General features: G+C 72.3%; 19 protein-coding genes. 8 read left to right on the top strand and 11 right to left on the bottom strand.

Annotated features, from left to right (window positions below; all coding sequences use genetic code 11):
- Positions 1 to 83: 83 nt before the first annotated feature.
- From ACF1CT_RS07890 to ACF1CT_RS07875, 4 genes are all read right to left on the bottom strand, one after another.
- Positions 84 to 1,568 (bottom strand): AMP-binding protein, encoded by a 1,485-nt coding sequence (locus ACF1CT_RS07890; RefSeq protein WP_391782889.1) that lies wholly within the window; start codon positions 1,566 to 1,568, stop codon positions 84 to 86.
- Positions 1,568 to 2,308 (bottom strand): glycosyltransferase family 2 protein, encoded by a 741-nt coding sequence (locus ACF1CT_RS07885; protein ID WP_391782888.1) that lies wholly within the window; start codon positions 2,306 to 2,308, stop codon positions 1,568 to 1,570. Before ACF1CT_RS07885 ends, ACF1CT_RS07890 begins: the two co-directional genes overlap by 1 nt.
- Positions 2,305 to 3,333: a 3-oxoacyl-ACP synthase III family protein gene (locus tag ACF1CT_RS07880; protein WP_391782887.1), complete on the bottom strand. Its 1,029-nt coding sequence runs from the start codon at positions 3,331 to 3,333 to the stop codon at positions 2,305 to 2,307. Before ACF1CT_RS07880 ends, ACF1CT_RS07885 begins: the two co-directional genes overlap by 4 nt.
- Positions 3,334 to 3,522: 189 nt before the next feature.
- On the bottom strand, positions 3,523 to 4,026 hold the full coding sequence (locus tag ACF1CT_RS07875) for a GNAT family N-acetyltransferase (RefSeq protein ID WP_391782886.1): 504 nt from the start codon (positions 4,024 to 4,026) through the stop codon (positions 3,523 to 3,525).
- A 96-nt stretch (positions 4,027 to 4,122) separates the two neighbouring features.
- Between ACF1CT_RS07875 and ACF1CT_RS07870 the strand changes: the two genes are divergently transcribed.
- The 3 genes from ACF1CT_RS07870 (at position 4,123) to ACF1CT_RS07860 (ending at position 7,134) form a co-directional block, all read left to right on the top strand.
- Positions 4,123 to 4,791: a hypothetical protein gene (locus ACF1CT_RS07870; protein ID WP_391782885.1), complete on the top strand. Its 669-nt coding sequence runs from the start codon at positions 4,123 to 4,125 to the stop codon at positions 4,789 to 4,791.
- Positions 4,792 to 4,975: 184 nt separating this feature from the next.
- A complete protein-coding gene (locus tag ACF1CT_RS07865; protein WP_391782884.1) occupies positions 4,976 to 5,614 on the top strand; it encodes an FxLYD domain-containing protein in 639 nt (212 codons plus the stop codon).
- A 344-nt stretch (positions 5,615 to 5,958) separates the two neighbouring features.
- On the top strand, positions 5,959 to 7,134 hold the full coding sequence (locus ACF1CT_RS07860; RefSeq protein WP_391782883.1) for a cytochrome P450: 1,176 nt from the start codon (positions 5,959 to 5,961) through the stop codon (positions 7,132 to 7,134).
- A 96-nt stretch (positions 7,135 to 7,230) separates the two neighbouring features.
- On the opposite strand, the gene ACF1CT_RS07855 is transcribed toward ACF1CT_RS07860, so the two are convergent.
- Entirely contained in the window at positions 7,231 to 8,037 is an 807-nt protein-coding gene (locus ACF1CT_RS07855) for a class I SAM-dependent methyltransferase (RefSeq protein ID WP_391783066.1), read from the bottom strand.
- A gap of 296 nt (positions 8,038 to 8,333) precedes the next feature.
- On the opposite strand from ACF1CT_RS07855, the gene ACF1CT_RS07850 reads away from it, so the two are divergent.
- Complete coding sequence (locus ACF1CT_RS07850; protein ID WP_391782882.1) at positions 8,334 to 9,065, top strand: thioesterase II family protein; 732 nt, start codon at positions 8,334 to 8,336, stop codon at positions 9,063 to 9,065.
- A 142-nt stretch (positions 9,066 to 9,207) separates the two neighbouring features.
- Here ACF1CT_RS07850 and ACF1CT_RS07845 read toward each other — a convergent pair whose 3' ends face one another.
- The 5 genes from ACF1CT_RS07845 to ACF1CT_RS07825 form a co-directional block, all read right to left on the bottom strand.
- On the bottom strand, positions 9,208 to 10,149 hold the full coding sequence (locus ACF1CT_RS07845; RefSeq protein ID WP_391782881.1) for a phosphotransferase: 942 nt from the start codon (positions 10,147 to 10,149) through the stop codon (positions 9,208 to 9,210).
- 363 nt (positions 10,150 to 10,512) lie between these two features.
- Entirely contained in the window at positions 10,513 to 11,706 is a 1,194-nt protein-coding gene (locus tag ACF1CT_RS07840) for an ABC transporter permease (protein ID WP_391782880.1), read from the bottom strand.
- Complete coding sequence (locus ACF1CT_RS07835; RefSeq protein ID WP_391782879.1) at positions 11,703 to 12,488, bottom strand: ABC transporter ATP-binding protein; 786 nt, start codon at positions 12,486 to 12,488, stop codon at positions 11,703 to 11,705. The genes ACF1CT_RS07840 and ACF1CT_RS07835 overlap by 4 nt, the downstream gene beginning before the upstream one ends.
- A complete protein-coding gene (locus tag ACF1CT_RS07830) occupies positions 12,485 to 13,558 on the bottom strand; it encodes a peptidoglycan-binding protein (protein ID WP_391782878.1) in 1,074 nt (357 codons plus the stop codon). The genes ACF1CT_RS07835 and ACF1CT_RS07830 overlap by 4 nt, the downstream gene beginning before the upstream one ends.
- On the bottom strand, positions 13,555 to 14,223 hold the full coding sequence (locus ACF1CT_RS07825) for a hypothetical protein (protein WP_391782877.1): 669 nt from the start codon (positions 14,221 to 14,223) through the stop codon (positions 13,555 to 13,557). The genes ACF1CT_RS07830 and ACF1CT_RS07825 overlap by 4 nt, the downstream gene beginning before the upstream one ends.
- A gap of 135 nt (positions 14,224 to 14,358) precedes the next feature.
- Here ACF1CT_RS07825 and ACF1CT_RS07820 point away from each other — a divergent pair, with 135 nt between their 5' ends.
- The 3 genes from ACF1CT_RS07820 to ACF1CT_RS07810 all read left to right on the top strand — a co-directional run bounded on the left by ACF1CT_RS07820 (position 14,359) and on the right by ACF1CT_RS07810 (position 17,203).
- Complete coding sequence (locus ACF1CT_RS07820) at positions 14,359 to 15,051, top strand: response regulator transcription factor (protein WP_391782876.1); 693 nt, start codon at positions 14,359 to 14,361, stop codon at positions 15,049 to 15,051.
- 110 nt (positions 15,052 to 15,161) lie between these two features.
- Entirely contained in the window at positions 15,162 to 16,700 is a 1,539-nt protein-coding gene (locus tag ACF1CT_RS07815) for an ATP-binding protein (protein ID WP_391783065.1), read from the top strand.
- A complete protein-coding gene (locus ACF1CT_RS07810) occupies positions 16,697 to 17,203 on the top strand; it encodes a hypothetical protein (protein WP_391782875.1) in 507 nt (168 codons plus the stop codon). Before ACF1CT_RS07815 ends, ACF1CT_RS07810 begins: the two co-directional genes overlap by 4 nt.
- A gap of 174 nt (positions 17,204 to 17,377) precedes the next feature.
- On the opposite strand, the gene ACF1CT_RS07805 is transcribed toward ACF1CT_RS07810, so the two are convergent.
- Positions 17,378 to 18,628, bottom strand: coding sequence for an FAD-dependent monooxygenase (locus ACF1CT_RS07805; RefSeq protein ID WP_391782874.1), 1,251 nt, complete (start codon positions 18,626 to 18,628; stop codon positions 17,378 to 17,380).
- A gap of 79 nt (positions 18,629 to 18,707) precedes the next feature.
- On the opposite strand from ACF1CT_RS07805, the gene ACF1CT_RS07800 reads away from it, so the two are divergent.
- A complete protein-coding gene (locus tag ACF1CT_RS07800; RefSeq protein ID WP_391783064.1) occupies positions 18,708 to 19,268 on the top strand; it encodes a TetR/AcrR family transcriptional regulator C-terminal domain-containing protein in 561 nt (186 codons plus the stop codon).
- Positions 19,269 to 19,496 lie beyond the last annotated feature (228 nt).

Here is a 19,496-nt window from a genome sequence, read left to right as displayed (position 1 = left end):
GGTGCGGGGACCGGACGGGCGCGGCACCCGGGCGGCGCCGAGCGCGTCGGGGACGTTCCGTGCGGGCCCGGTGTGCGCCGGGCTCACGCGGCGCGCCGCGTGCCGGCGGCAAGTTGTCGGGCGGCGAGACGTGAGGCCGCCTCCCGGTCCGGTTTGCGGGAGCGGCCGGAGAGCGGGATGTCCGCGAGGAGGAGCGCGTCCGGCCGGGCGGTGCCCATCCGGGAGAGCGGGGCGGCCAGCGCGGCGCGCAGGCGGGCGCGGTCGGTGCCGGGAGCCGGCTGGACCACGGCGACGAGGCGTTCGTCGCCGTCGGCGGCCGGAACCCCCACCAGCAGGGCGAGTTCGACGCCGGGCACATGCAGACCGGGCTCGTACAGGCCCGGGTAGACGTTCTCCGCGCCGCGGAGCACCATGTCCTTGCAGCGGCCCTCCAGGACGACGCGGCCGCCGTCCAGTCGGGCCCGGTCGCCGGTGGCGATCCACGGGTCGGGTTCCTCGCCGAGGTAGCGGTGGCGGGCGGCGGGACCGGACAGCAGGAGCTCGCCGTCGCCGCCGGGCTGGGCCTCCACACCGGGCAGCGGCGCGCCGACGAGGTCGCCGTCGCCGCCGAACGCGGCCTTCTCGGCCTGCTCGACCGCCGCCGCGGGAAACAGCTCGGTGAGGGCGTAGACGCCCCACGCCTCGTCGGCGCCGCTCTCCTTGACCCGGGTGAGCAGGCCGGTGCTCGCGGGCGCGGACCCGGTCCAGACCCGCCCGGTGAACCGTGCGCCCTCGGCGAGCACCGCACGGAGCTGAGGGGGCGTCAGGTAGGTGGCCTGCGCGTCCAGGCGGCGCAGCTGCCGGGCGAGGACGCGGGGTGAGCGGGCGGGCAGCGCGACGGGTGCGCCGCTCGCCAGCGACGGGACGAGCACGAAGAAGGTCCCGCCCAGGACCGGACGGCCGGGCTCCGGCCGCACCAGCCCGGTGACCGTGCTCATACCGGCGGCGAGCGAGGAGCGGGTGTGGACGACGGCGCGCGGACGGGAGGTGGTGCCCGAGGTGAAGACGATGACCGCGTCGCCGTCCTCGTCCCGGGGCCGGGGCGGACGGCCCGCACCCGCGGCCGGGCCGAGGGCGGGCGCGCAGCCGGGCAGCCGGGGGCCGATCGTGGCGACCGGGCCGAGTGCGGCGAGGTCGGGCAGGGCGAGCCGGGCCCGCCGGGCGAGCGGCCGGGCCCACCCGGCGACGGCCTGCGCGGTGGCGTCGGCGAGGACCAGGTCCGGGCGGGCGAGGGCGAGCCGGGCCCGGAGCACGTCGGGTCCGGCGCCCGGGTCGAGCACGGCGGCGCGGGCGCCGAGCCGGTGCACGGCGAGCATGACGGCGAGCGCGCGCGGCCCGGGGCGCACGGCGACTCCGACCGTGCCGCCGCGCCCGACGCCGCGTGCGTGCAGGGCGGCGGTGTACGCGTCGGCGAGGTCGGCGAGGTCACCGCAGGTGGCCCTGGTGCGTACGGTTCCGGTGCGGGTGGTTCCGAGGACGGCGGGCCGGTGGCCGCCGCGGCGCAGGGCGTGGGCGAGGGCGTCGAGCATCAGCGCGGGTCCTCCCCGTGGCGTCCGGGGCCCCGGTCCAGGTACCAGCGGGCGGTGCCGACGAGGCCGTAGGCGCGCAGCCGACGGGTGGAGTTCTCCACGACCATGCCGTGGGCGTGGACGATGGCCGTGGTGTGGCGCCGGACGCGGTTGAGGAAGAGCCGGTCGGTGGGGGAGGGGCGGCGGGGCATCCCGCCGACGGCCTCGTAGAGCCGGGCGGTGATCGCCATGTTGTTGCCGGCGTGCATCCGGTACGGAGCGAGGTAGCCGTGACGCAGGTGGTGGGCGGGCCGGACCCGGCCGAAGAGGGCGGCGACGGCGACCGCGGCGCGGAACGAGGCACGGCCGACCGGGCCGTGTTCGTCCCGGCGGGCGTCGATCCGGCCGCAGACCAGGCCTGCTCCGTGTCCGAACGCGTCGCGGGCCGCGGCGGTCCAACCGCGGTGCGGGAGGCAGTCGGCGTCGGTGCGGGCGATCAGGGCGGCGCCGTGCCGGATGGCGTACCTGAATCCGGTGTCGACCGCGCAGCCGACGCCCTTCTCCCGTTCGTCGAGGACATGCACGGGGAACGGGGCACGGCGGGCGAAGGCGCGGACGATGTCGCCGGTGCCGTCGGTGGAGGCGTTGTCGACGACGACCAGCGTGAAGTCACGGTCGTGCTGGCGGGCGAGCGCGTCGAGGGCGCCGCCGACGCGGGCGGCCTCCTGATGGGCGGGTACCACGACCCAGAGGCCGGTCATGCCTTCTCCCAGACCATGGTGGTGATGCTGACACCGCCGCCGAGACCGACGAACAGGACGCGATCGCCGGGCCGCAGACCGTCGTGGACGCGGTCGAGCTGGACGCCGAGCGTGGCGGAGGCGATGTTCCCGGTCTCGGGGACGGTGACGACCAGCCGGTCCTCGGGGACGCCGGTGATCTCCCGGAACCGTTCCAGGTAGGGCAGGGTCACCTGATGGACGAGGACGTGCCGGTAGTCGTCCCAGCCGAGACCGGTGCGGTCGCGGACGCGGTCGAGGACACAGGTGCCGACCTTCTCGAAGACGTCGCGCAGTTCGTTGCCGTCGCCGTGGAAGTAGGTGTGCTGCTCCTCGCGGGGATGGCGCGAGCCGCCGCCGAAGATGCCGCCGACCGCCCAGTGTTCGGAACGGGTCTCGGTGTCCACGTCGAGGATGCCGCCGGTCGGGACCGGTTCGAGGACGACGGCGGCGCCCGCGTCGCCGAAGGTGTAGCCGGCGAAGCCGTCGCGGAACTGGTCGAGGTCGGCCGGGCGGTGGCGTACGGCGCGGCTGGGCGTCTCGCCGGTGACGACGAGGGCACGGCGGGCGCGCCCCGCGAGGATCATGGCGCGCGCGGTGTCGATGCCGTTGACGAAGCTGTTGCAGGCGTTCGTCACGTCGAGGGCGTGGGCGCGGGAGCCGAGCTCGGCCTGGACGATGTGCGCGGTGGCGGGTTCGACCATGTCGCGGCTGGCGGAGGCGAACAGCAACAGGTCGACGTCGACGGGGTCGAGCCCGGCACGGCCGAGCGCCGTCCGGGCGGCGGCCGCGGCGAGGGTGGAGGCGTACTCGCCGTCGGCGGCGACACGGCGGGTCAGGATGCCGGTGGCCCGCTCCAGCATGCGCGGCGGCAGCGGCAGTCCGCCCGGCTCCGCCACGCGTCTCTGCAACTCCTCGGAGGCGAGGGCACGTTCGGGCAGGCACGAGCCGACCGCCGTGATGCCCACCCGCCGGGCTCCGGTGGAGGAGGATTTGTCTGTGTACATGGGCCGGACGCTACGGGCACACCAGTACGATCCGCCTGAGCGCTCCTACTCAGGAACCATGGGGACGTGTCTCCTGCTCAGCAACCATGGGGACACCGACGGTCCCGGCCGAGGGCCGCGCCCAGGCCTCGGCGTCACGGTCCGGTGGTCACCGTCGAGGCCTTTGCGGGGTGAGGGCCTCGACGGACATCAGCAGGAGCAGGACCGCCCGTATTCGACCTGGGCCAGCGGGTTTCCGTCGCCGAAGTCGAAGGTGCGCGCGGCACCGGTCCCGACGAAACCGCACGCGGTGTAGAAGCGGCGCGATCGCGGGGTGTCGCGCAGCGTCCACAGGTGCACCCGCGGGAACCCGTCGTCGCGCAGGTGGCGCAGTGTCTCCGTCATCAGCGTGCGGGCGATGCCGCTGCCCCAGCCGTCGGGATGGCCGTAGAAGCTGTGGATCTCGGCATGATCCGGCCGGTCCGAGGACGGTCCGAAGGAGGACAGTGCCAGCAGGCGGCCGTCGTCCTCGGCGAGCAGGATCGTTCCCGTGCCCCCGGTGATCCTCGCGTGCCATCGGGTCCGCCTGCTCCGGACCCCGCGTGCGGCGAACTCCGGGTCGAAGAAGGGACCGTAAGCCACTTCCCAGGCCGTGGCGTGGATCTCGCCGAGGGCGTCCCCGTCGGCCGGTCGAGCACGACGCACTCTGATCATTCGCGCACCCTATCCACCGCGGGGCCGCCCGGCCACCGCTCCGGGGGCCTGGGCGATTCGACGCGCCGTCACGCGGTGATTGTTATCGTCGCCGTCATGAGCGGTGTGCGGGTGGTACTGATCGGTGGGACGTCGAACGTGGGGAAGTCGACCGTCGCCCGCGCGGTGGCGGACCGGCTCGGGTTCGAGTGCCTGTCGACGGACGGGCTGGCGCGGCATCCGGGCAGGCCCTGGCGGACGCCGGAGCGGGAGGTGCCCGCGCACGTCGCCGAGCACTACGGAACGCTCACGACCGACGAACTGATCACGTCCGTCCTCGGCCACTACGAACGGCTGTGGCCGCGTATCGAGGAACTGATCACGGCGCGTGCGACCGGACCCGGCACCGGACCGGGGCTGGTCCTGGAGGGGTCGGCGCTCTGGCCCGCGCGCGTGGCGGGGCTGGAGGTCCCGCACACGGCCGCCGTATGGCTCACCGCGGAGGACGCCGTCGTCCGCGCCCGGGTGCGCGCGGCCGGCGGATACGCGACGGCGACGACCGGCGAACGGCGGCTGATGGACGCGTTCCTGGCCCGGACGGAGCGTTTCCAGGAGCTCGTACTGCGTGCCGTCGACCGATGGGGCCTGGAACGCGTCGAGGTGGAGGAGGGCCGGTCCGTCGCCGAACTGGCCGACGCGGTGCTCGCCTGCGCCGACGCGCAGGAAGCCGTGGGGCGGCCCTCCGCCGGACGTGGACCGGGCGGTGTCGAGTTCGCCGACGGGTGAGAGCGCCGCGGCCCGGTTCCCCGGCGGGTTCGGACGGAAACGGCAGTCGGGGCCGGTGCTCGTGATGGACATATGGCGATGAACCGGACGAAGTTGCTGAGAAGGCGCCCGTGCTGTACCGCGCATTTCGGCCAACCCGTACGGTGTCCCCGCACACTCGGAACATCCCATGGGGGGATCACGTATGTCACAGGGCTACCCGCCGCCACCCGGTCAGTACCCGCAGCAGCCTCAGCAACCTCAGCAGCCCTACCAGCAGTGGCCCCAGCAGGGGCCGGGCTGGGGGGCGCCGATGCCGCCGCGGAAGCCGCGTCGCCTCGGGCTGATCATCACCCTGTCCGTGCTCGGCGGTCTGCTGGTGCTGGGCGGCCTCGCCGCCCTGATGGTGTCCGCCATGAGCATCGACCCGGTGGAACACAGCAGCGTCTCGGCGGAGCCGTCCGAGGGCGGGGCGCCGGGGAAGGACCCGAAGGAGAAGGAAGGCGCACCGGAACCGGGTGTCCCCGCCCCCGCGGAGAACCCCGCCGAGGACGACACGGACGCCGAGGCGGACGTGAAGCTGTCGGGGTGCGAGGTGAACTCGCTGACGAAGTGGCCGTCGGTGAACGCCGAGATCATGAACAACGGCACCGCGAAGGCGAGCTACGTCGTCAACGTCGAGTTCGTGGACGGGGCCGGCACCCGGCTGGCCGAGGGGATGGCCGTGGCCAGTGACCTGGCACCGGGGCAGAAGTCGACGCAGAAGGCGCAGGGACTGGGCGAGGTCCCGAAGAACGTGAAGTGCAAGGTGGCGAAGGTGACGCGGTACCCGTCGGGCGGCTGACGCCGCCACCCGCCGCGCGAGCGTGCCGACGTCCTGTCACCCGGTGAGGGTGGCGGGGCGTCGGCGTATGGGAGCGCCGCGTCCGACGGCGCGCGCCGGTTCGCCGGGGAGTACGGGAAGGCGCTCGGCGGAGCCTTCCCGGGGCCGGCCGCTGACTCGAATCGATACACGACGTATGGGTGAACTTCTCCTCATATGTCAGCATCTGAAGAGAGAGGGCTGCCACTATGTCGGGGGATCCTGAGCGGGCTCCGGCAGAGACCCGGCACCGGAGTCGTCGTACGGGCGGCCGGGGGTCCCGCCGAGTCGACAGTATGCCCCGCCGCCGCGCGGGCAGGAGGACCATGCCCACCATCGACGCCCGTGTTCCGCTGCACCGGCTGACGTTCGCCCGGCCCGCACCGCCCCGGCGCACCACCCTGGCGGAGTCCATTCCCGTCTGGCACTTCACCCGGTACGCCGATGTCCACCAGGTCATCAACGACAACCGGTTCAAGCGCACCCTGATCCGCCCACCGGGCATCGCCGCCTCCAGCCTGGTGGACTCTCCCGACGCCGTCGGCAAGCTGGACGACGCCCAGCACCTCCGCCTGAGGCGCACCGTCCAGCGCGCGTTCGGCCCTCGCGCCGTCGCGCGGATGACGCCCTGGGTGGCCGATGTGGTCGATGAACTCGTCGACGCGCTCGTCGACCACGGCCCGCCGGTGGATCTGGTCGCCCACTACACCCGCCCGCTCCCCATCGCGGTCATGAGAAGGCTGCTGGGAGTGCACGACGTCGCCGCCACGCGCCTGCTCCACTGGACCGAGCACGGCTTCGCCACCGTCGAGAAGGATCCGGTGGAGGCCGCCGAGACCACCCGGGAGTTCACCGAGTTCACGGTGGGGCTGCTGGCCGAACGGCGACGCGCCCCCGGCACGGACCTCATCAGCTCCCTCGTCCTGGCCGCCGACGCGGAGGGCAGCATTCCGGAGCCGCAGCTCGTCAACCTGGTCAGCACCCTGGTGGTCGGGGGCTACGACACCGCCATGACCATGCTCGGCAATACGCTGCTCTACCTGCTCCACGACCGTCCGGAGGTCTGGGCCCGCCTCGGCGCGTCCGACGAGACCGCGGCAGGTCTGCTGACCGAGCGGCTGCTGCACCTGATCCCGCTGGGCGATCCCTCGGCCCACGCCAATCCCTTCCGGGCGGCGGAGGACATCGAGGTCGGTGGTGTCACCGTCCGCACCGGCGAGATCGTCACCGTCGACCGCGGCGCGGCCGGGCGGGACCCGGAGGCGTTCTCGGACGCTCCCTTCGGCGACCTGTTCGCACCGCTGGAGAGCCAGACCCTGGCCTTCGGCGGGGGGCGGCACTACTGCCTGGGCACCTGGCTCGCCCGCGCCGAACTCCGCCTGGGCCTGCACAGACTCGCCGTCCGGCTCCCCGGCCTGGGCCTCACCGCTCCTGTCGACACCATCACCTGGCGGCACGGCACCATCACCCGCAGCCCCCTCGGCCTGCCCGCCACCTGGTGACCGCGCCCGCCGTCCGACGTCGGTGCACACGCGGATCCGCGCGACCGCCGGCCCCGTTTTCGGGCCCGCATCGTCCGGTCCGCTCCCGGCGGGCGGTCAGCGGGCGTTCAGCGCGTAGGCGGTCAGCGGTGTGTTGCCGTGTTCCCGCGCCAGGGACCGGAGCACATCCGCCTGGCTCACGATCAGGTCGCGTACGGCCCGCGGCAGCTCGGCCATCCGGTCGGCGTCGTCAAGAAGCCTTCGACAGGCGTCGATCTCCCAGTCGGCATCAGGCAGGGCCGATGTGTCCACCGCTCGCACCGGACCGGTGTCCCAGCCCGTCGTCGGCAGGATCCGGAGCAGGCTCTCGCGTGAGAACGGTGTGCGCACGTTTCCGTCGCCCCGTGATCCACCGGCCTCGATCTGACCCTGGACCAGAACGGCCAGCAGGTGGGGCAGCTGGTCGGCCGAACGCGGTTCGAGGTCCCACTCGGTGAAGCACAGGCTCCGCGCCCAGCGACGGAGCCGGGCGAGTGTTCCGCGGAGCTGCTCCAGGGAAGCGAAGTACCAGGAGCAGTGGGCCAGGACGACGTGGTCGAACTCGTTGTCAAGGAAGGTGACCGCCTCGTCGAGAACGTCGAGGCCGAAGCTGAAACTGATGCGGGAACCCAGCGGTGTCCCCTTCAGACGTTCCGCCGACCGGCCCAGCGTGACCGGGGCACCGTACAGCGGATCCGCGATGTCGACGGCGACGACCCGGCCCCGCGGGCCGACGGCCTCGGCGAGGACGGCCGTCATGTCGCCCTGGCCGCAGCCGATCTCCAGGACCGAGGCCCCGGCCCGGATGTCCCAGCCGGAGGCGAGCGCGACCCGGTGACGGGTCTGGGCCAACTGGACGTCGGGGCTCACATCGGACGCGGCCATGGCTGCCGCGATCGAGCGCGCCACGGCCGTCAGATCGTTCTCGCCGTTCCTGTTCACGGATTCCCTCGTCGAGCTCTTGCGCGGGTGTCACGTCCATTGTCGCCGGGGGCGTTCCGCCCAGGGCAGCACCGGGAACGGTCCCGCCGGGGACGACGGGACCCTCGGAACACGCTTTATACTCGGCCGAGTGCGCATGGGCCGCGAACCGGCCTCGCGGAGCGAGCAGTTGAGCATGGAGTCGGGGGTCGGCCGCAGTGCGTCGAGAACGGGATGTCTGGTTTCGGCGCTTCCAGACGATGAACCGCGCGTATACGGGAGCCGATGCGGACTGCGAACTCGTCTGCTTCCCGCACGCGGGCGGCTCCGCCGGCTACTGGCGTGGACTTGCCCTGGATCTCGCTCCCGATGTCGACGTGCTGGCCGTGCAGTATCCGGGACGGCTGGACCGTCTGAACGAGGCACCCGTCGAGGACCTGCACCTGCTGGCCGACCTGGTGGCCGAGGTGCTGGGGCCGCCGGGCAACCGGCCCCGGGCACTGCTCGGGCACAGCATGGGGGCCTCGCTGGCGTACGAGGTGGCGGTGCGCCTCGCGCGGCTGCCCGGTGGCGAGCCGCAACTGCTCGTCCTGTCGGGCCGTCGTGCTCCGTCCGCCGCTCACAGGCGGCAGCGCTTCCGGCCGCGCGACGACGCCGAACTTGTCGATCGGATGCGCGGCCTGGGCGGCACGCAGGCGGTGCTCCTCGACGACCCCGAGATGCTGGAGCTGATCCTCCCGGTGCTGCGCGGGGACTACCGGGCCCTCGAAACGTACGAGGACACCGCGGGGCGGCTCCTGACCTGTCCCGTCGTGGCCCTGACGGGCGACCGGGACCCCGAGGCGCCCGTCGAGGACATCCAGGGGTGGCGGGATCACACCTCGGGCGACTTCCGTACGCATGTGTTCGGGGGCGGTCACTTCTACCTCAACGACCGTGCGGGAGAGGTGACCGAACTGGTCCGGGGACTGCTGCCGACACACGCCGGCTGAACCGGCAGGGGCGCTCGGCCCGGCCGCCCCGGTTCCGATCACCCGACGCCTCACCCACCGGCACCCGGTTGCCGCGAGCGGGGCGACGCCCGCGGAAACGGTCCGGCTGATCGGCCGAGGGGACCCGGTGACGACGGTCCGGCTAATCGGCCGCAAGGGACCCGGTGACGTCCGACAACTCCTCGTACAATCCGGCCAGTGCGGTGTGATCGTCATCGGTCCCCGTGTGCGGTGCGGCGAACCAGCGCGCGTACTCGGCGATCTCGGAGAGCCGCCAGTCGAGCGCGAACAGCTCGACCATCGCAGGGTCGGGGGCCGGATCGGTACCGACGGCTGTGTCGAGCGGAGCGGAACTGTCCCGCTCGCGCGGCGCGAGAGCCAACGACTCCCAGTCGACGAGCTTCAGCCCGCGGACACCCACGACCTGGTTGGCGAAGTGCGGCTCGCCATGGGTCGGTACCCAGGTGTCCCGGTGGGCACATGCGATGCCCGCCAGCTCCAGGTAGCGAACGGTCCAGCACCCGATCGCGTCGCGGCGGGCGGCGAGCGCGCCCCGCGCCCTCTCCGCCAGGGGGCCGGATGTCCAGGGCCGGGCGGTGAGGGCGCGCATCTCATCGGCGAACTCCGGGCCCACCCGTGGGCTCCAGTGCCGCAGGCCGTCCGGTGGCGCCGCCCGGTGCAGAGCGGAGAGCGCGGCGACGACCTCACGGACGTGCCGGGGCTCACGGGCCTCCGCCTCGGTCGGGGACCGCCCGTCCAGCCATGGCGTCACGCTGAGCACGCCCGGCCCTGCATCGACGGTGTAGCGCCCCGACCGGGCGGGCAGCGGCGCACACACCACATCCAGGCCGTCGGCCGCCAGTGCGGCGGCCCCCGCGTAGGCGGCCTCCAGCGAGGCCGCGGTGTGCCGGGGCGCCAGTTGGTCCAACGTCACGAACAGAGTCCTGCCGGCACCACGCACTCGCCAGTGGTAGGCGCCGAACCCCCAGGGCAGGTAATCGACTTCGGCGGCCTGCGGCAGCCAGTGGGCGGCGACCGCACGTGCGACCGCGTCATCGCTGATGAAAGAGGCGGGCGAGAACATGACGACCGATTCTAACGAGCTGGGGAGCAGGAGAGGGGCGGAGCAGCGAGCGGCGTCCTGCGGCTTCGCATCCGGGGCGGAGCAGGGAGCGGGGGCGAATGGGCCTCCCCTGTGCGGGCGAGGCCGGGAACGTGGGGAACCCCGCGACCGACGACAAGGCAGGAGGCGGAGTCGCAGGGCGTCGCGAGCCCGTCCCCCTCCTGCTCCCCGGCTCGTGAGGGCCGCCTTGCACACCATCGCCGTCTCACCCGTTCTTTCGTACGCCGTCCCACTCGCCCCCGTCCTGCGGCCGTCCCACTCGCCCCTCCGTTCGCTGTCGCCTCACGCCTCACGCCTCACGCCTCACGCCTCACGCCTCACGCCTCACGTCGCGTTCAGCGCCACCGTCGGATGGAGCCGGGAGGCGCGGATCGCCGGATACAGGCCCGCGACCACGCCGATCAGCAAGGTGGCCGCCAGACCACCGGCCAGTGACCAGGGCGGGACCACCGCGGTCCACCCCTGCACCCGCGCGAAGCCGTGGGTCGCCGCCGCACCCAGGACCGCGCCCGTCACCCCGCCCAGCGCCGACAGCAGCAGCGACTCCGTCAGGAACTGGAGCCGGATCGCGTTGCGGGTCGCGCCGAGCGAGCGGCGCAGCCCGATCTCCTGACGGCGCTCCAGGACGGAGATGACCATGGTGTTCGCCACGCCCACACCGCCCACCAGGAGAGCCACCGCGCCCAGGCCGAGCATCAGGGTCGTCAGGCCCTCGTCGGTCGCGGCCTTGGCGGCCAGTGCGTCCGAGGGCCGGGAGACCTTGACGCCCGCCTCGTCGCCGGGGCTTATGGTGCGGGCCAGGACCGCCCGCACGTCCTCCACCGAGGCGTCCGTGGAGCGCTCGAAGACGGTGGTGGGATGGCCGTCGAAGCCGAAGTAGCGTTCGGCGGCGGGGAATCCGACCATCGCCACCCGGTCCAGGGTGGGGACCAGTTCGATCGGTTCGAGGATCCCGACGACGACCACACGGGTGTCGTTCATCATGATCGTCTCGCCGGTGCCGGTGATGCCGAGGCGCTCCGCCGCCACCGCACCGAGGACCGTCGTCGGGAGGCGTTCCCCGGCCCGGTCCAGCCAGCCGCCCCGGCCGACCTCGCCGCCGAGCGCGGACAGCAGGTCGAGACGGACCGCCTGCGCGGTGACGCCGGCGGTGCGCTCCTCGGGAACCACGTCGCTGCGACGGATCCGGGCATCGACATCGGCGGTGGCCGTGGCGTGCAGCACCGGGCCGACGCGTTCGACCATCGCGACCGCGTTCTTGGGGAGCGTGACCCTCTGCCCGGAGGGGTCCTTGCCCGCCTCGGCGGTGAGGAGGTTGGTGCCGAGGCGGTCCAGGCGGGCCATCAGGTCCGCGCGACTCGACTCGGACAGCCCGACGACCGCGACCATGGTCGCGATCCCGATGGCGATGCCGAGTGCCGAGAGCACCACGCGCGCACGGCGTGCGCGAAGGCCGACCGCGCCGACGCGCAGGATGTCGGCGGGGGAGAGCCGGGACGGACGGAGGTCGTTCTTCACGCGCCGGCCCCCTCGGCTTCTCCGCGCGGTGCGGTTCCTGTTTCTCCGTGCGGTGCGGGTCCCGTTGTTCCGCGCGGCGCGGACTCCGCGAGCCGTGAGTCCGAGACGATCTCGCCGTCCCTGAACCGGACCCGGCGCGGCAGCGCGTCCGCGATCCCGTTGTCATGGGTGATCACGCAGATCGTGGTGCCGGACGCGTTCAGCTCGTGCAGCAGCTCCATGACGATCTCGCCGGACGCCGTGTCCAGCGCCCCGGTCGGCTCGTCCGCCAGCAACAGCCGGGGATTTCCCACCAGGGCGCGGGCGATGGCCACGCGCTGCTTCTCGCCGCCGGACAGCTCGTTCGGCCTGTGCGAGCGGCGGTGGTCGAGCCGCACCTTGGCCAGTGCCTCCCGCGCACTGGCGCGGCGCCGCTTCAGCGGTACTCCCGCGTACAGCAGCCCGTCGGCGACGTTGTCCACCGCGTCGCGCCCCGCCGCCAGGTGGAAGTGCTGGAAGACGAAGCCGATGTGGCGGGCGCGCAGCGCGGAGAGCCGGGAGTCGGAGAGTGCGGACACGTCGTACCCGGCGACCCGGACGGTGCCCGCGGTGGGCTTGTCGAGGGTGCCCATGACGTTGAGCATCGTGGACTTGCCGGAACCGGACGGGCCCACCACGGCGACCAGTTCTCCTTCTTCGACGACGAGGTCCACTCCGCGCAGGGCGTGGACGCCGCCGGGGTACGACTTGGTGGCATTCCGCACCTCGATCACCGGGGCCGAGGCCATGACGTCACCTGTCATGACTTCGCCGCCCCGACCTTCAGGCCCTCGCGTACGTCCGGGCCGCTGACCTCGATCAGCCCGTCGGCGGTCATGCCCGTCTCCACCCGCACCATCGTCGAGTCGGTGCCCCGGACGACCTGGAGGCCGTAGCCGCCGTTCTCGCCGCGCAGCGCGACGACCGCCTCGACGGGGACGGCGAGAACCCCCTTGCGTGCCTCGCTGACGAACTTCACGCTCGCCGACACCGTGGCGTCCTCGCCGGACGCGGCACGCGCCCCGCCGTCCAGGACGACCTCGACGGTGATGCCCTCCTGACCGGCGCTCCCGGAGCCGGACGCCTCGGGGCGCACCGTCCCGGTGACCTTGCCGGCCACGGTCTTTCCGCTCGGCAGGGTGACCTCGACCTTGGTTCCGCGCGAGGTGAGCGCGCCGTCGGTCTGGTCAAGTTGCGCCCGTACGACGGGTTCGGTGGAAGCGATCGTCAGGACGGGCGCGTCCGGGCCCACCTGGTCGGCGAGTGCCGCGTCGGCGGAGACCACCTTGACCGGGCCGGGCTGGAAGACGACGTCGCCCCTGCCGACCCTGCCGGTGGTCTCGCGGTTCAGCGACTTCTGCCACCGCTTGACGGCGTCCTCGGTGTCCCGGTCGTACCGCGTGTCGACGTACAGATTCGCCCCGTAGCCCAAGTCCCGCAGATTGCGTTCCAGTTGGAGCACGTCACTGCCCCGGTCGCCCACCTTCATCTCGCGGAACATCGGGACGGGCCCGTAGAGGAGGGTGACGGGCTTGTCGTTCAGTTCGTAAAGGGCCTGTCCCCTGGAGAGGGTCTTCCCTTCGGGAGCGGCCACCGTGACGGTGCCCTCGACGGCGGACTTGACCGCGCGACGCCGCGCGAAGTCGAGCTTGCCGTCGACCGTCTTGGACTGCACCAGGTCGGTGCGCACGACGGTCGCGGTGGCGGGCGGAGGATTGCCGGACCTGCCCGGGGCGCCCGTGCCGTCGCCGGTGCCGAGGAGCAGGACGCCCCCGGTGACGGCGGCGGCGACGGTCACGGCGCCGAGCGTGAGGAGCGTGGTGCCGCGCTTCACTGCATGCCGTCCAGACCGTCGAGCAGCTTCGACTTGCACGCCTGGCGGGCCTTCTTGTAGGTCGGCGAGTTCGAGTCGATGGCGGGGGACGCCGGGTTCGGGTCGCCGCCCGGCTGGGCGTTGCCACCGCTCATGGTCGGATTGGTGAACCGGGAGACGCCGTTGTCCCGCATGCACTTGGCGTGAGCGAGCATCGACTCGTAGTCCTTCTGCTGGTCGCGCTTGGGCTCGGCCGTCAGGGCGGCCTGCAACTCGGCCACACAGACACCGTTCCTGCCGCCCTTGATGCCTTCGTTGCGGCCGGGCTGGGAGCCGATCTCGTTGACCTTGTCCCAGTCGAGGTACCCGTTGAGCATGGGGTCGGGGAAGTCCTTGTATCCGCCCTTGGCGCGCATGCACTGGACGTACTTCATCTGGGTGTCGTAGAACGCGCTCCTGCCCGCGGGGCCGCCGCTCGGCTCGTTCCCGCCCTTCGCGGCACCCGCGCCGGAGGCGGCCGACGCGTCCGGTACGTCGGCGATCGCGTCGGGCTTCTTCGTCCCGTCGACGCCGTCGTCCCCGCCGCCGCAGGCGACACAGAGGGCGAGCACGGGCACGGTCACGAGGGCGGCCACGCGCATGCGGGCGGCGGCGGAACGGGGAACGGTTGTCCTGGGGAGGTTCATGCGCCTCACGTTCGCCGCCCCACGTGATGGCCCGTCCATGGCCACATGATGAGAACGTAACAATGCCTCCGACCTGCGGTTCCGTTCCCGTTCGGACTAGGCGGAACCGGTCGCGGCGTGCACATAATCGGCCCCATGCCGCATGTGCTGCTCATCGAGGACGACGTGTCCGTACGGGACGGAATGGAGCTCGTGCTGCGTCGGCACGGGTACGGCGTGGACACCGCCGCCACCGGCGAGCAGGCGCTCGCCCTGCTCGCCGGGGATCACGGCGCGCGGATCGAACTCGCCGTGGTGGACCTGATGCTGCCGGGCATGGACGGCTTCGAGGTGTGCCGCCGCATCCGCGCCCGCTCGGCGACCCTGCCGGTCATCATGCTGACCGCGCGCGGCGACGACTCGGACATCGTGACCGGTCTGGAGGCGGGCGCCGACGACTACGTCGTCAAGCCCGTCACCGCGCCCGTCCTGAAGGCCCGCATCCGGGCGGCGCTGCGGCGTGCGGAACCGTCGGCACGACAGGGACCGGACGCCGATCTCGCCGGTCTGGTGATCGACCGTGCCGGACTCACCGTCACCAGGGACGGCACTTTGGTCCCGCTGCCGCCCACCGAACTGCGGCTGCTGCTGGAGCTGTCGGCGTCCCCGGGCCGGGTCCTCAGCCGCGACCAACTCCTCGAATCCGTCTGGGACCACAACTTCCTGGGTGATTCCCGGCTGGTGGACGCGGCGGTCGGCCGACTGCGGGCCAAGATCGAGGCCGTGCCGTCCAAACCGCGGTACATACAGACGGTGCGGGGCTTCGGCTACCGCTTCGGACCGCTGTGAACCGTGCGGAGCGGGGTGGCGAGGACGAGCACCGTGCCGCTTCCGCCACCCCCGCCGCTCCCGTTGCTCCCGCCGCTGCGAGGAGACGTCCACGACGGCTCGTCGGCGGGCTGCGCACCCGGCTCGTCATCACCTTCGTCCTGGTCGCCCTCGTCAGCGCGGTGACCGCGACCGCCCTCGCCTACCGGGACGCCCGCACCGCCGTCCTGCGGCGCACCCAGGACGCCGCCGTGAACGATCTGAGGGAGCGGACCACCGCCGTCGCCGCCGACTTCGACCTGCCACCGGACCAGCGGTCGCTGTCCCGGTTCGCGGCGAGGGTCTCGGACGGCCTCGGCGCCCGCATCGTGGTCGTCCGCTACCAGAACCTCGCCGCGGTCTCCGACTCGTTCGCCGACACGGAGGACCGGATCACGGTCGAGCTGCGCGCCGCCGTCATGACCGGGGACGAGGCACGGTTCCAGCGGGTGACGTGGCGAGGCGAGCCCTACCTGGTCGTCGGCATGCCCGTGACATACGCCGACGGGGACCGCCGCACCTCCGGCCTGGAGGTCTACGCGATCACCGATCTGCGGGCCGAGCGCGACGACACCGAAGCCCTTGTCGACTCCGTACGGGCGGGCATCACGCCGGTGGTGGTGCTGGCCGCCGTCCTGGCCCTGCTGGCCGCGGGGACGGTCCTGCGTCCGGTACGGAAGCTGGGCAGGGCCACCCGAGAGCTCGCGACGGGAGATCTCGGCAGCCGGGTCGCCGTCACCGGACGCGATGAACTCGCCGATCTGGCAAGGACGTTCAACGAGACCGCCGACGCGCTCCAGGCGTCCGACGCGGAACTGCGCGAGCAGGAGGCGAAGGCGCGCCGCTTCGTGGCGGACGTGTCGCACGAACTGCGCACCCCGCTCGCGGCGATGACGATGGTGGCTACCGTCCTGGAGGAGGACGCCGACCAGCTTCCGCCGGACGCCGCGCGCGCCGCCCGTACCGTCGGAGCGGAGACGGCACGGCTGTCCCGGCTGGTCGATGACCTGATGGAGATCTCCCGGTTCGACGCCAGGGCGGTACGGCTGAACGCGGCCGAGACCGATCTCGCCGGAACCGTACGGGCATCGCTGGCGCTGCGCGGCTGGACGGGCCGGGTGGACACCCGCCTCCAGGAGGGACTGCGGGCGGTGGTCGACCGGCGCCGCATCGATGTGATCGTCGCGAATCTGGTGGGCAACGCGCTGCGGCACGGGGCCCCGCCGGTCACCGTGACGCTCGCGGCGGAGGGGGAATGGGCGACGCTGGAGGTCGCCGACCACGGCCCCGGGCTGCCACCGGGTGCCCGGGAACGGGTCTTCGACCGCTTCTACAAGGCGGACGCGGCCCGCACGCGCGGCGCGGTCGACGACAGCGGACAGGGCAGCGGCCTCGGCATGGCGATCGCGCTGGAGAACGCACGGCTGCACGGCGGCACGATCGACGTGGCGGACGTGGCGGACGTGGCGGACGTGGCAGACGTGGCGGACGTGGCAGACGTGACGGATGTGATGAATGCGAAAGATGCGACAGATGTGGCGGATATACCAAGTGCGGCCGAGGGGGCGCGTCACGGCGCGGTGTTCACGCTGCGCCTGCCCCTGCGGCGCGTGGAGGAGGTGACGGGATGAGGGGCCGATCGGTGGGCACGGCCGTCGTGCTGGGGACCGCGCTGGGGATCGCGCTCACGGGCTGCGGAGTTCCGTCGACCGGGGTGATCGGCGCGGGCGAGCCGGCGTCCGGGCCGACGCGCGGGATGCGGCTGTACTACGCGTCCGCCGACGGGCTGCGGGGGGTGCCGGTGCTCGACAGGAAGGTCGAGGACCTCAACGGGGTGCTGAAGCTGCTGGGCCAGGATCCTCCGCCCCCCGAGCAGAACGGCGGGCTCACCTCTCTCGTCCACCTCGGCGGCTACTCGGCAACCGGAACGGGCACTCATGTGACGGTACACATCGACGGCCCCTACACGGAGGCGGAACACGACCAGGGCACGGGGCAAGTGGTGTGCACCCTGGCGCGCGCCCAGTCCGTGCTCGAACCGAAGGTCCGGTCCGACGACGTCGAGGTCACCCTGCGGCCGTCCGGGAGCGCTGTGCTGGGTCCCTACCGGTGCGCGGAGTTCCTCAGCAGGTGACAGGCCGTCCGACGGGCGCACACGCGGCACTGATCACTGCTCCAGGTGGCCACGGCCACCGCCGCCGAACGATCCGCCCGCGACGCCTCCACCGACGCCGACGCGGAGCACGACACCCTCGTCGCCGTGCTGCGCGAGGCGTCTCCGGCGTCGGTGCGAACCGCGCAGCCGCTCTCAGGCGGTGTTGGTCAGTGCCGGGTTCTCGGGGAGTCTCCAGTTGCCGCCGCGGTCCTCCTTCGAGAGGCGCGCGGCGAGTTCGGGGATGTGCAGGAAGCAGGCCAGCGCGGTGGTGGCCTGGAAGGTGTCGATCGCGCGCCGGGTCATCGGCATGCCCAGACGCAGCAGGCGCGGGTTGACTTCGCCCTGGATCCCGTTGACGAAGGGACGCAGCGTGCGGTCGTAGTTCGCCAGAGCGGTCGGCAGGTCGTCCGGGTGCCGGTTGATTTCCCCGGCCAGGACGTGGGCGCCGACCAGGCCGCCGGAGACGCCCATGCCGCTGTAGGGGGAGGCGCAGTGCGCGGCGTCACCGGCCAGGACCACGCGGCCCTTGGACCAGATGTCGGTGCGGACCTGGACGATCTCCTGGGAGTAGTAGAACGGGCTGGTCCTCATGCCCTCGATGAAGCGTTCGGTCTGCCATCCGGCGTCGCGGAACCTGTTCGCCCAGAACTCCTGCTGGCGCTCGACGGGTTCCCGGTGGATCGCCGAGGCTTCCTCGGATTCTTCCCGTATGACGAAGTACACCTGGGTCTCGGCCGGGTTGTGGCTGCGGCGCATGATCTGACGGCCGCCCGGGACCATGTAGGTGTCCCGGATGCCGCTGTCGGACGCGATGCGCGGAACGAACCAGTAGGCCATGTGGATGCCCATCCGCCGGTACGGGTCGAGACCCTCCGGGAGAAGCGCTCGCCGGATGCGTGATCCCTGGCCGTCCGCGCCGATCAGGAGGTCGAATTCGCCGGACGGCCCGTCGGAGAAATGCGCGACGACCTTGTCGGTGTCCTGCTCGAAGCCGTCCACGCTCTTGCCGAAGACGTACTCGGTGTCGTCCCTCGACGCATCGTGCAGGATGCGCACCAGGTCCCCGCGCATGATCTCGTACTCGGACGTGAGGGTCTGCCTGCCCTTCCCGGAGGTGTTGGCCATGATCGTCGCCTTGGCCCTGCCGCGTGCGTCGATGAAGGCGACACCCGCCTCGTCCACGAGCTTGTCCCGGACGGCGTCGAGAAGCCCCATTCGCTTGACGGCCTCGATGCCCTGCCCCCGCAGATCGACCTGGGCCCCGGCGGCCCGCAGTGCCGGGAAGCGTTCGACGACGGTCACCCGGTGGCCGCCCCGGGTGAGCCAGAAGGCCAGGGCCTGCCCCGAGATCCCACCACCGGCGACGAGAACCCGCAGGGGCTTCTTGCCCGGTCCCTTCGTCATGCCCGTCCCTCCAAAATCTATCAGTGAAAGATTTCTTTCGAGAGTCATCTATCAGCGATAGATTGTCAACGTGACCAAGATGAACCGCGAGGCCGTCATCGCCGAGGCGCTCGGCCTGCTCGACGAGGTCGGACTGGACGCCGTCAGCACGAGACGGCTGGCGAAGCGACTGAACGTGGAACAGCCGTCGCTCTACTGGTACTTCCGCACCAAGAAGGACCTCCTGGCCGCCATGGCGGAGGCGGCGATGGAGCCCCATGCGACCGCGCCCCTGCCGGCGCCCGGCGACGATTGGCGCGACTGGTTCGCGGACAACACGCGCAGCTTCAGGCGCACCCTGCTGATGCGCCGGGACGGCGCACGGCTCCACGCCGGCAGCGCCCCCACCGGCGACCTCGACAGGATCCGCCGCAAGATGGATTTCCTCGTGGCTTCCGGCGTCCTTGAGCGGGATGCGCAGATGGCGATGCTGGCCGCCGGCCGCTTCACGGTGGGCAGCGTCCTGGAAGAGCAGGCGGACACCGGCCCCGGTGACAGCGCGGATCCGCCGGCCGACCTGCCGGTCATCGACCACGAGTCGGCGTTCGAGGCGGGTCTCGCCCTCATCCTGAACGGCCTGGTGCACCGTACCGAGATGTAGGGAGCCGACTGGTCCCGCGGGTCGGGCGCCGGACGGGCGTCCCTGCCGCGACATCCGGCGGGCAGGCCGTCACCGTGGGGAGTCCGCTCCGGTTGCCGGCCGCCCGCGGACCCCGCCCGCGGCCGAACGGAACGCAATTCCTCAAGAGTGTTCCTCAAGAACGGGCGAGAACAAGAACGAGCCCCGAGTGAATTGACACCCGGGGCTCGATCCTGCGTATATTTAATC

It is taken from the genome of Streptomyces sp. NPDC014734 (genome assembly GCF_043083325.1).
In the GTDB taxonomy this organism is placed as follows: Bacteria; Actinomycetota; Actinomycetes; order Streptomycetales; family Streptomycetaceae; genus Streptomyces.
The sequence above is the reverse complement of the archived record's forward strand: the minus strand, read 5'-3'. Positions and strand labels throughout refer to the sequence as shown.

Excerpts from the sequence above, each read along its gene's own strand:
- ACF1CT_RS07890 (WP_391782889.1), bottom strand. The coding sequence starts at position 1,568 with ATGCTCGACGCCCTCGCCCACGCCCTGCGCCGCGGCGGCCACCGGCCC.
- ACF1CT_RS07885 (WP_391782888.1), bottom strand. The coding sequence starts at position 2,308 with ATGACCGGCCTCTGGGTCGTGGTACCCGCCCATCAGGAGGCCGCCCGC.
- ACF1CT_RS07880 (WP_391782887.1), bottom strand. The coding sequence starts at position 3,333 with ATGTACACAGACAAATCCTCCTCCACCGGAGCCCGGCGGGTGGGCATC.
- ACF1CT_RS07875 (WP_391782886.1), bottom strand. The coding sequence starts at position 4,026 with ATGATCAGAGTGCGTCGTGCTCGACCGGCCGACGGGGACGCCCTCGGC.
- ACF1CT_RS07870 (WP_391782885.1), top strand. The coding sequence starts at position 4,123 with ATGAGCGGTGTGCGGGTGGTACTGATCGGTGGGACGTCGAACGTGGGG.
- ACF1CT_RS07865 (WP_391782884.1), top strand. The coding sequence starts at position 4,976 with ATGTCACAGGGCTACCCGCCGCCACCCGGTCAGTACCCGCAGCAGCCT.
- ACF1CT_RS07860 (WP_391782883.1), top strand. The coding sequence starts at position 5,959 with ATGCCCACCATCGACGCCCGTGTTCCGCTGCACCGGCTGACGTTCGCC.
- ACF1CT_RS07855 (WP_391783066.1), bottom strand. The coding sequence starts at position 8,037 with ATGGCCGCGTCCGATGTGAGCCCCGACGTCCAGTTGGCCCAGACCCGT.
- ACF1CT_RS07850 (WP_391782882.1), top strand. The coding sequence starts at position 8,334 with ATGAACCGCGCGTATACGGGAGCCGATGCGGACTGCGAACTCGTCTGC.
- ACF1CT_RS07845 (WP_391782881.1), bottom strand. The coding sequence starts at position 10,149 with ATGTTCTCGCCCGCCTCTTTCATCAGCGATGACGCGGTCGCACGTGCG.
- ACF1CT_RS07835 (WP_391782879.1), bottom strand. The coding sequence starts at position 12,488 with ATGACAGGTGACGTCATGGCCTCGGCCCCGGTGATCGAGGTGCGGAAT.
- ACF1CT_RS07825 (WP_391782877.1), bottom strand. The coding sequence starts at position 14,223 with ATGAACCTCCCCAGGACAACCGTTCCCCGTTCCGCCGCCGCCCGCATG.
- ACF1CT_RS07820 (WP_391782876.1), top strand. The coding sequence starts at position 14,359 with ATGCCGCATGTGCTGCTCATCGAGGACGACGTGTCCGTACGGGACGGA.
- ACF1CT_RS07810 (WP_391782875.1), top strand. The coding sequence starts at position 16,697 with ATGAGGGGCCGATCGGTGGGCACGGCCGTCGTGCTGGGGACCGCGCTG.
- ACF1CT_RS07805 (WP_391782874.1), bottom strand. The coding sequence starts at position 18,628 with ATGACGAAGGGACCGGGCAAGAAGCCCCTGCGGGTTCTCGTCGCCGGT.
- ACF1CT_RS07800 (WP_391783064.1), top strand. The coding sequence starts at position 18,708 with ATGAACCGCGAGGCCGTCATCGCCGAGGCGCTCGGCCTGCTCGACGAG.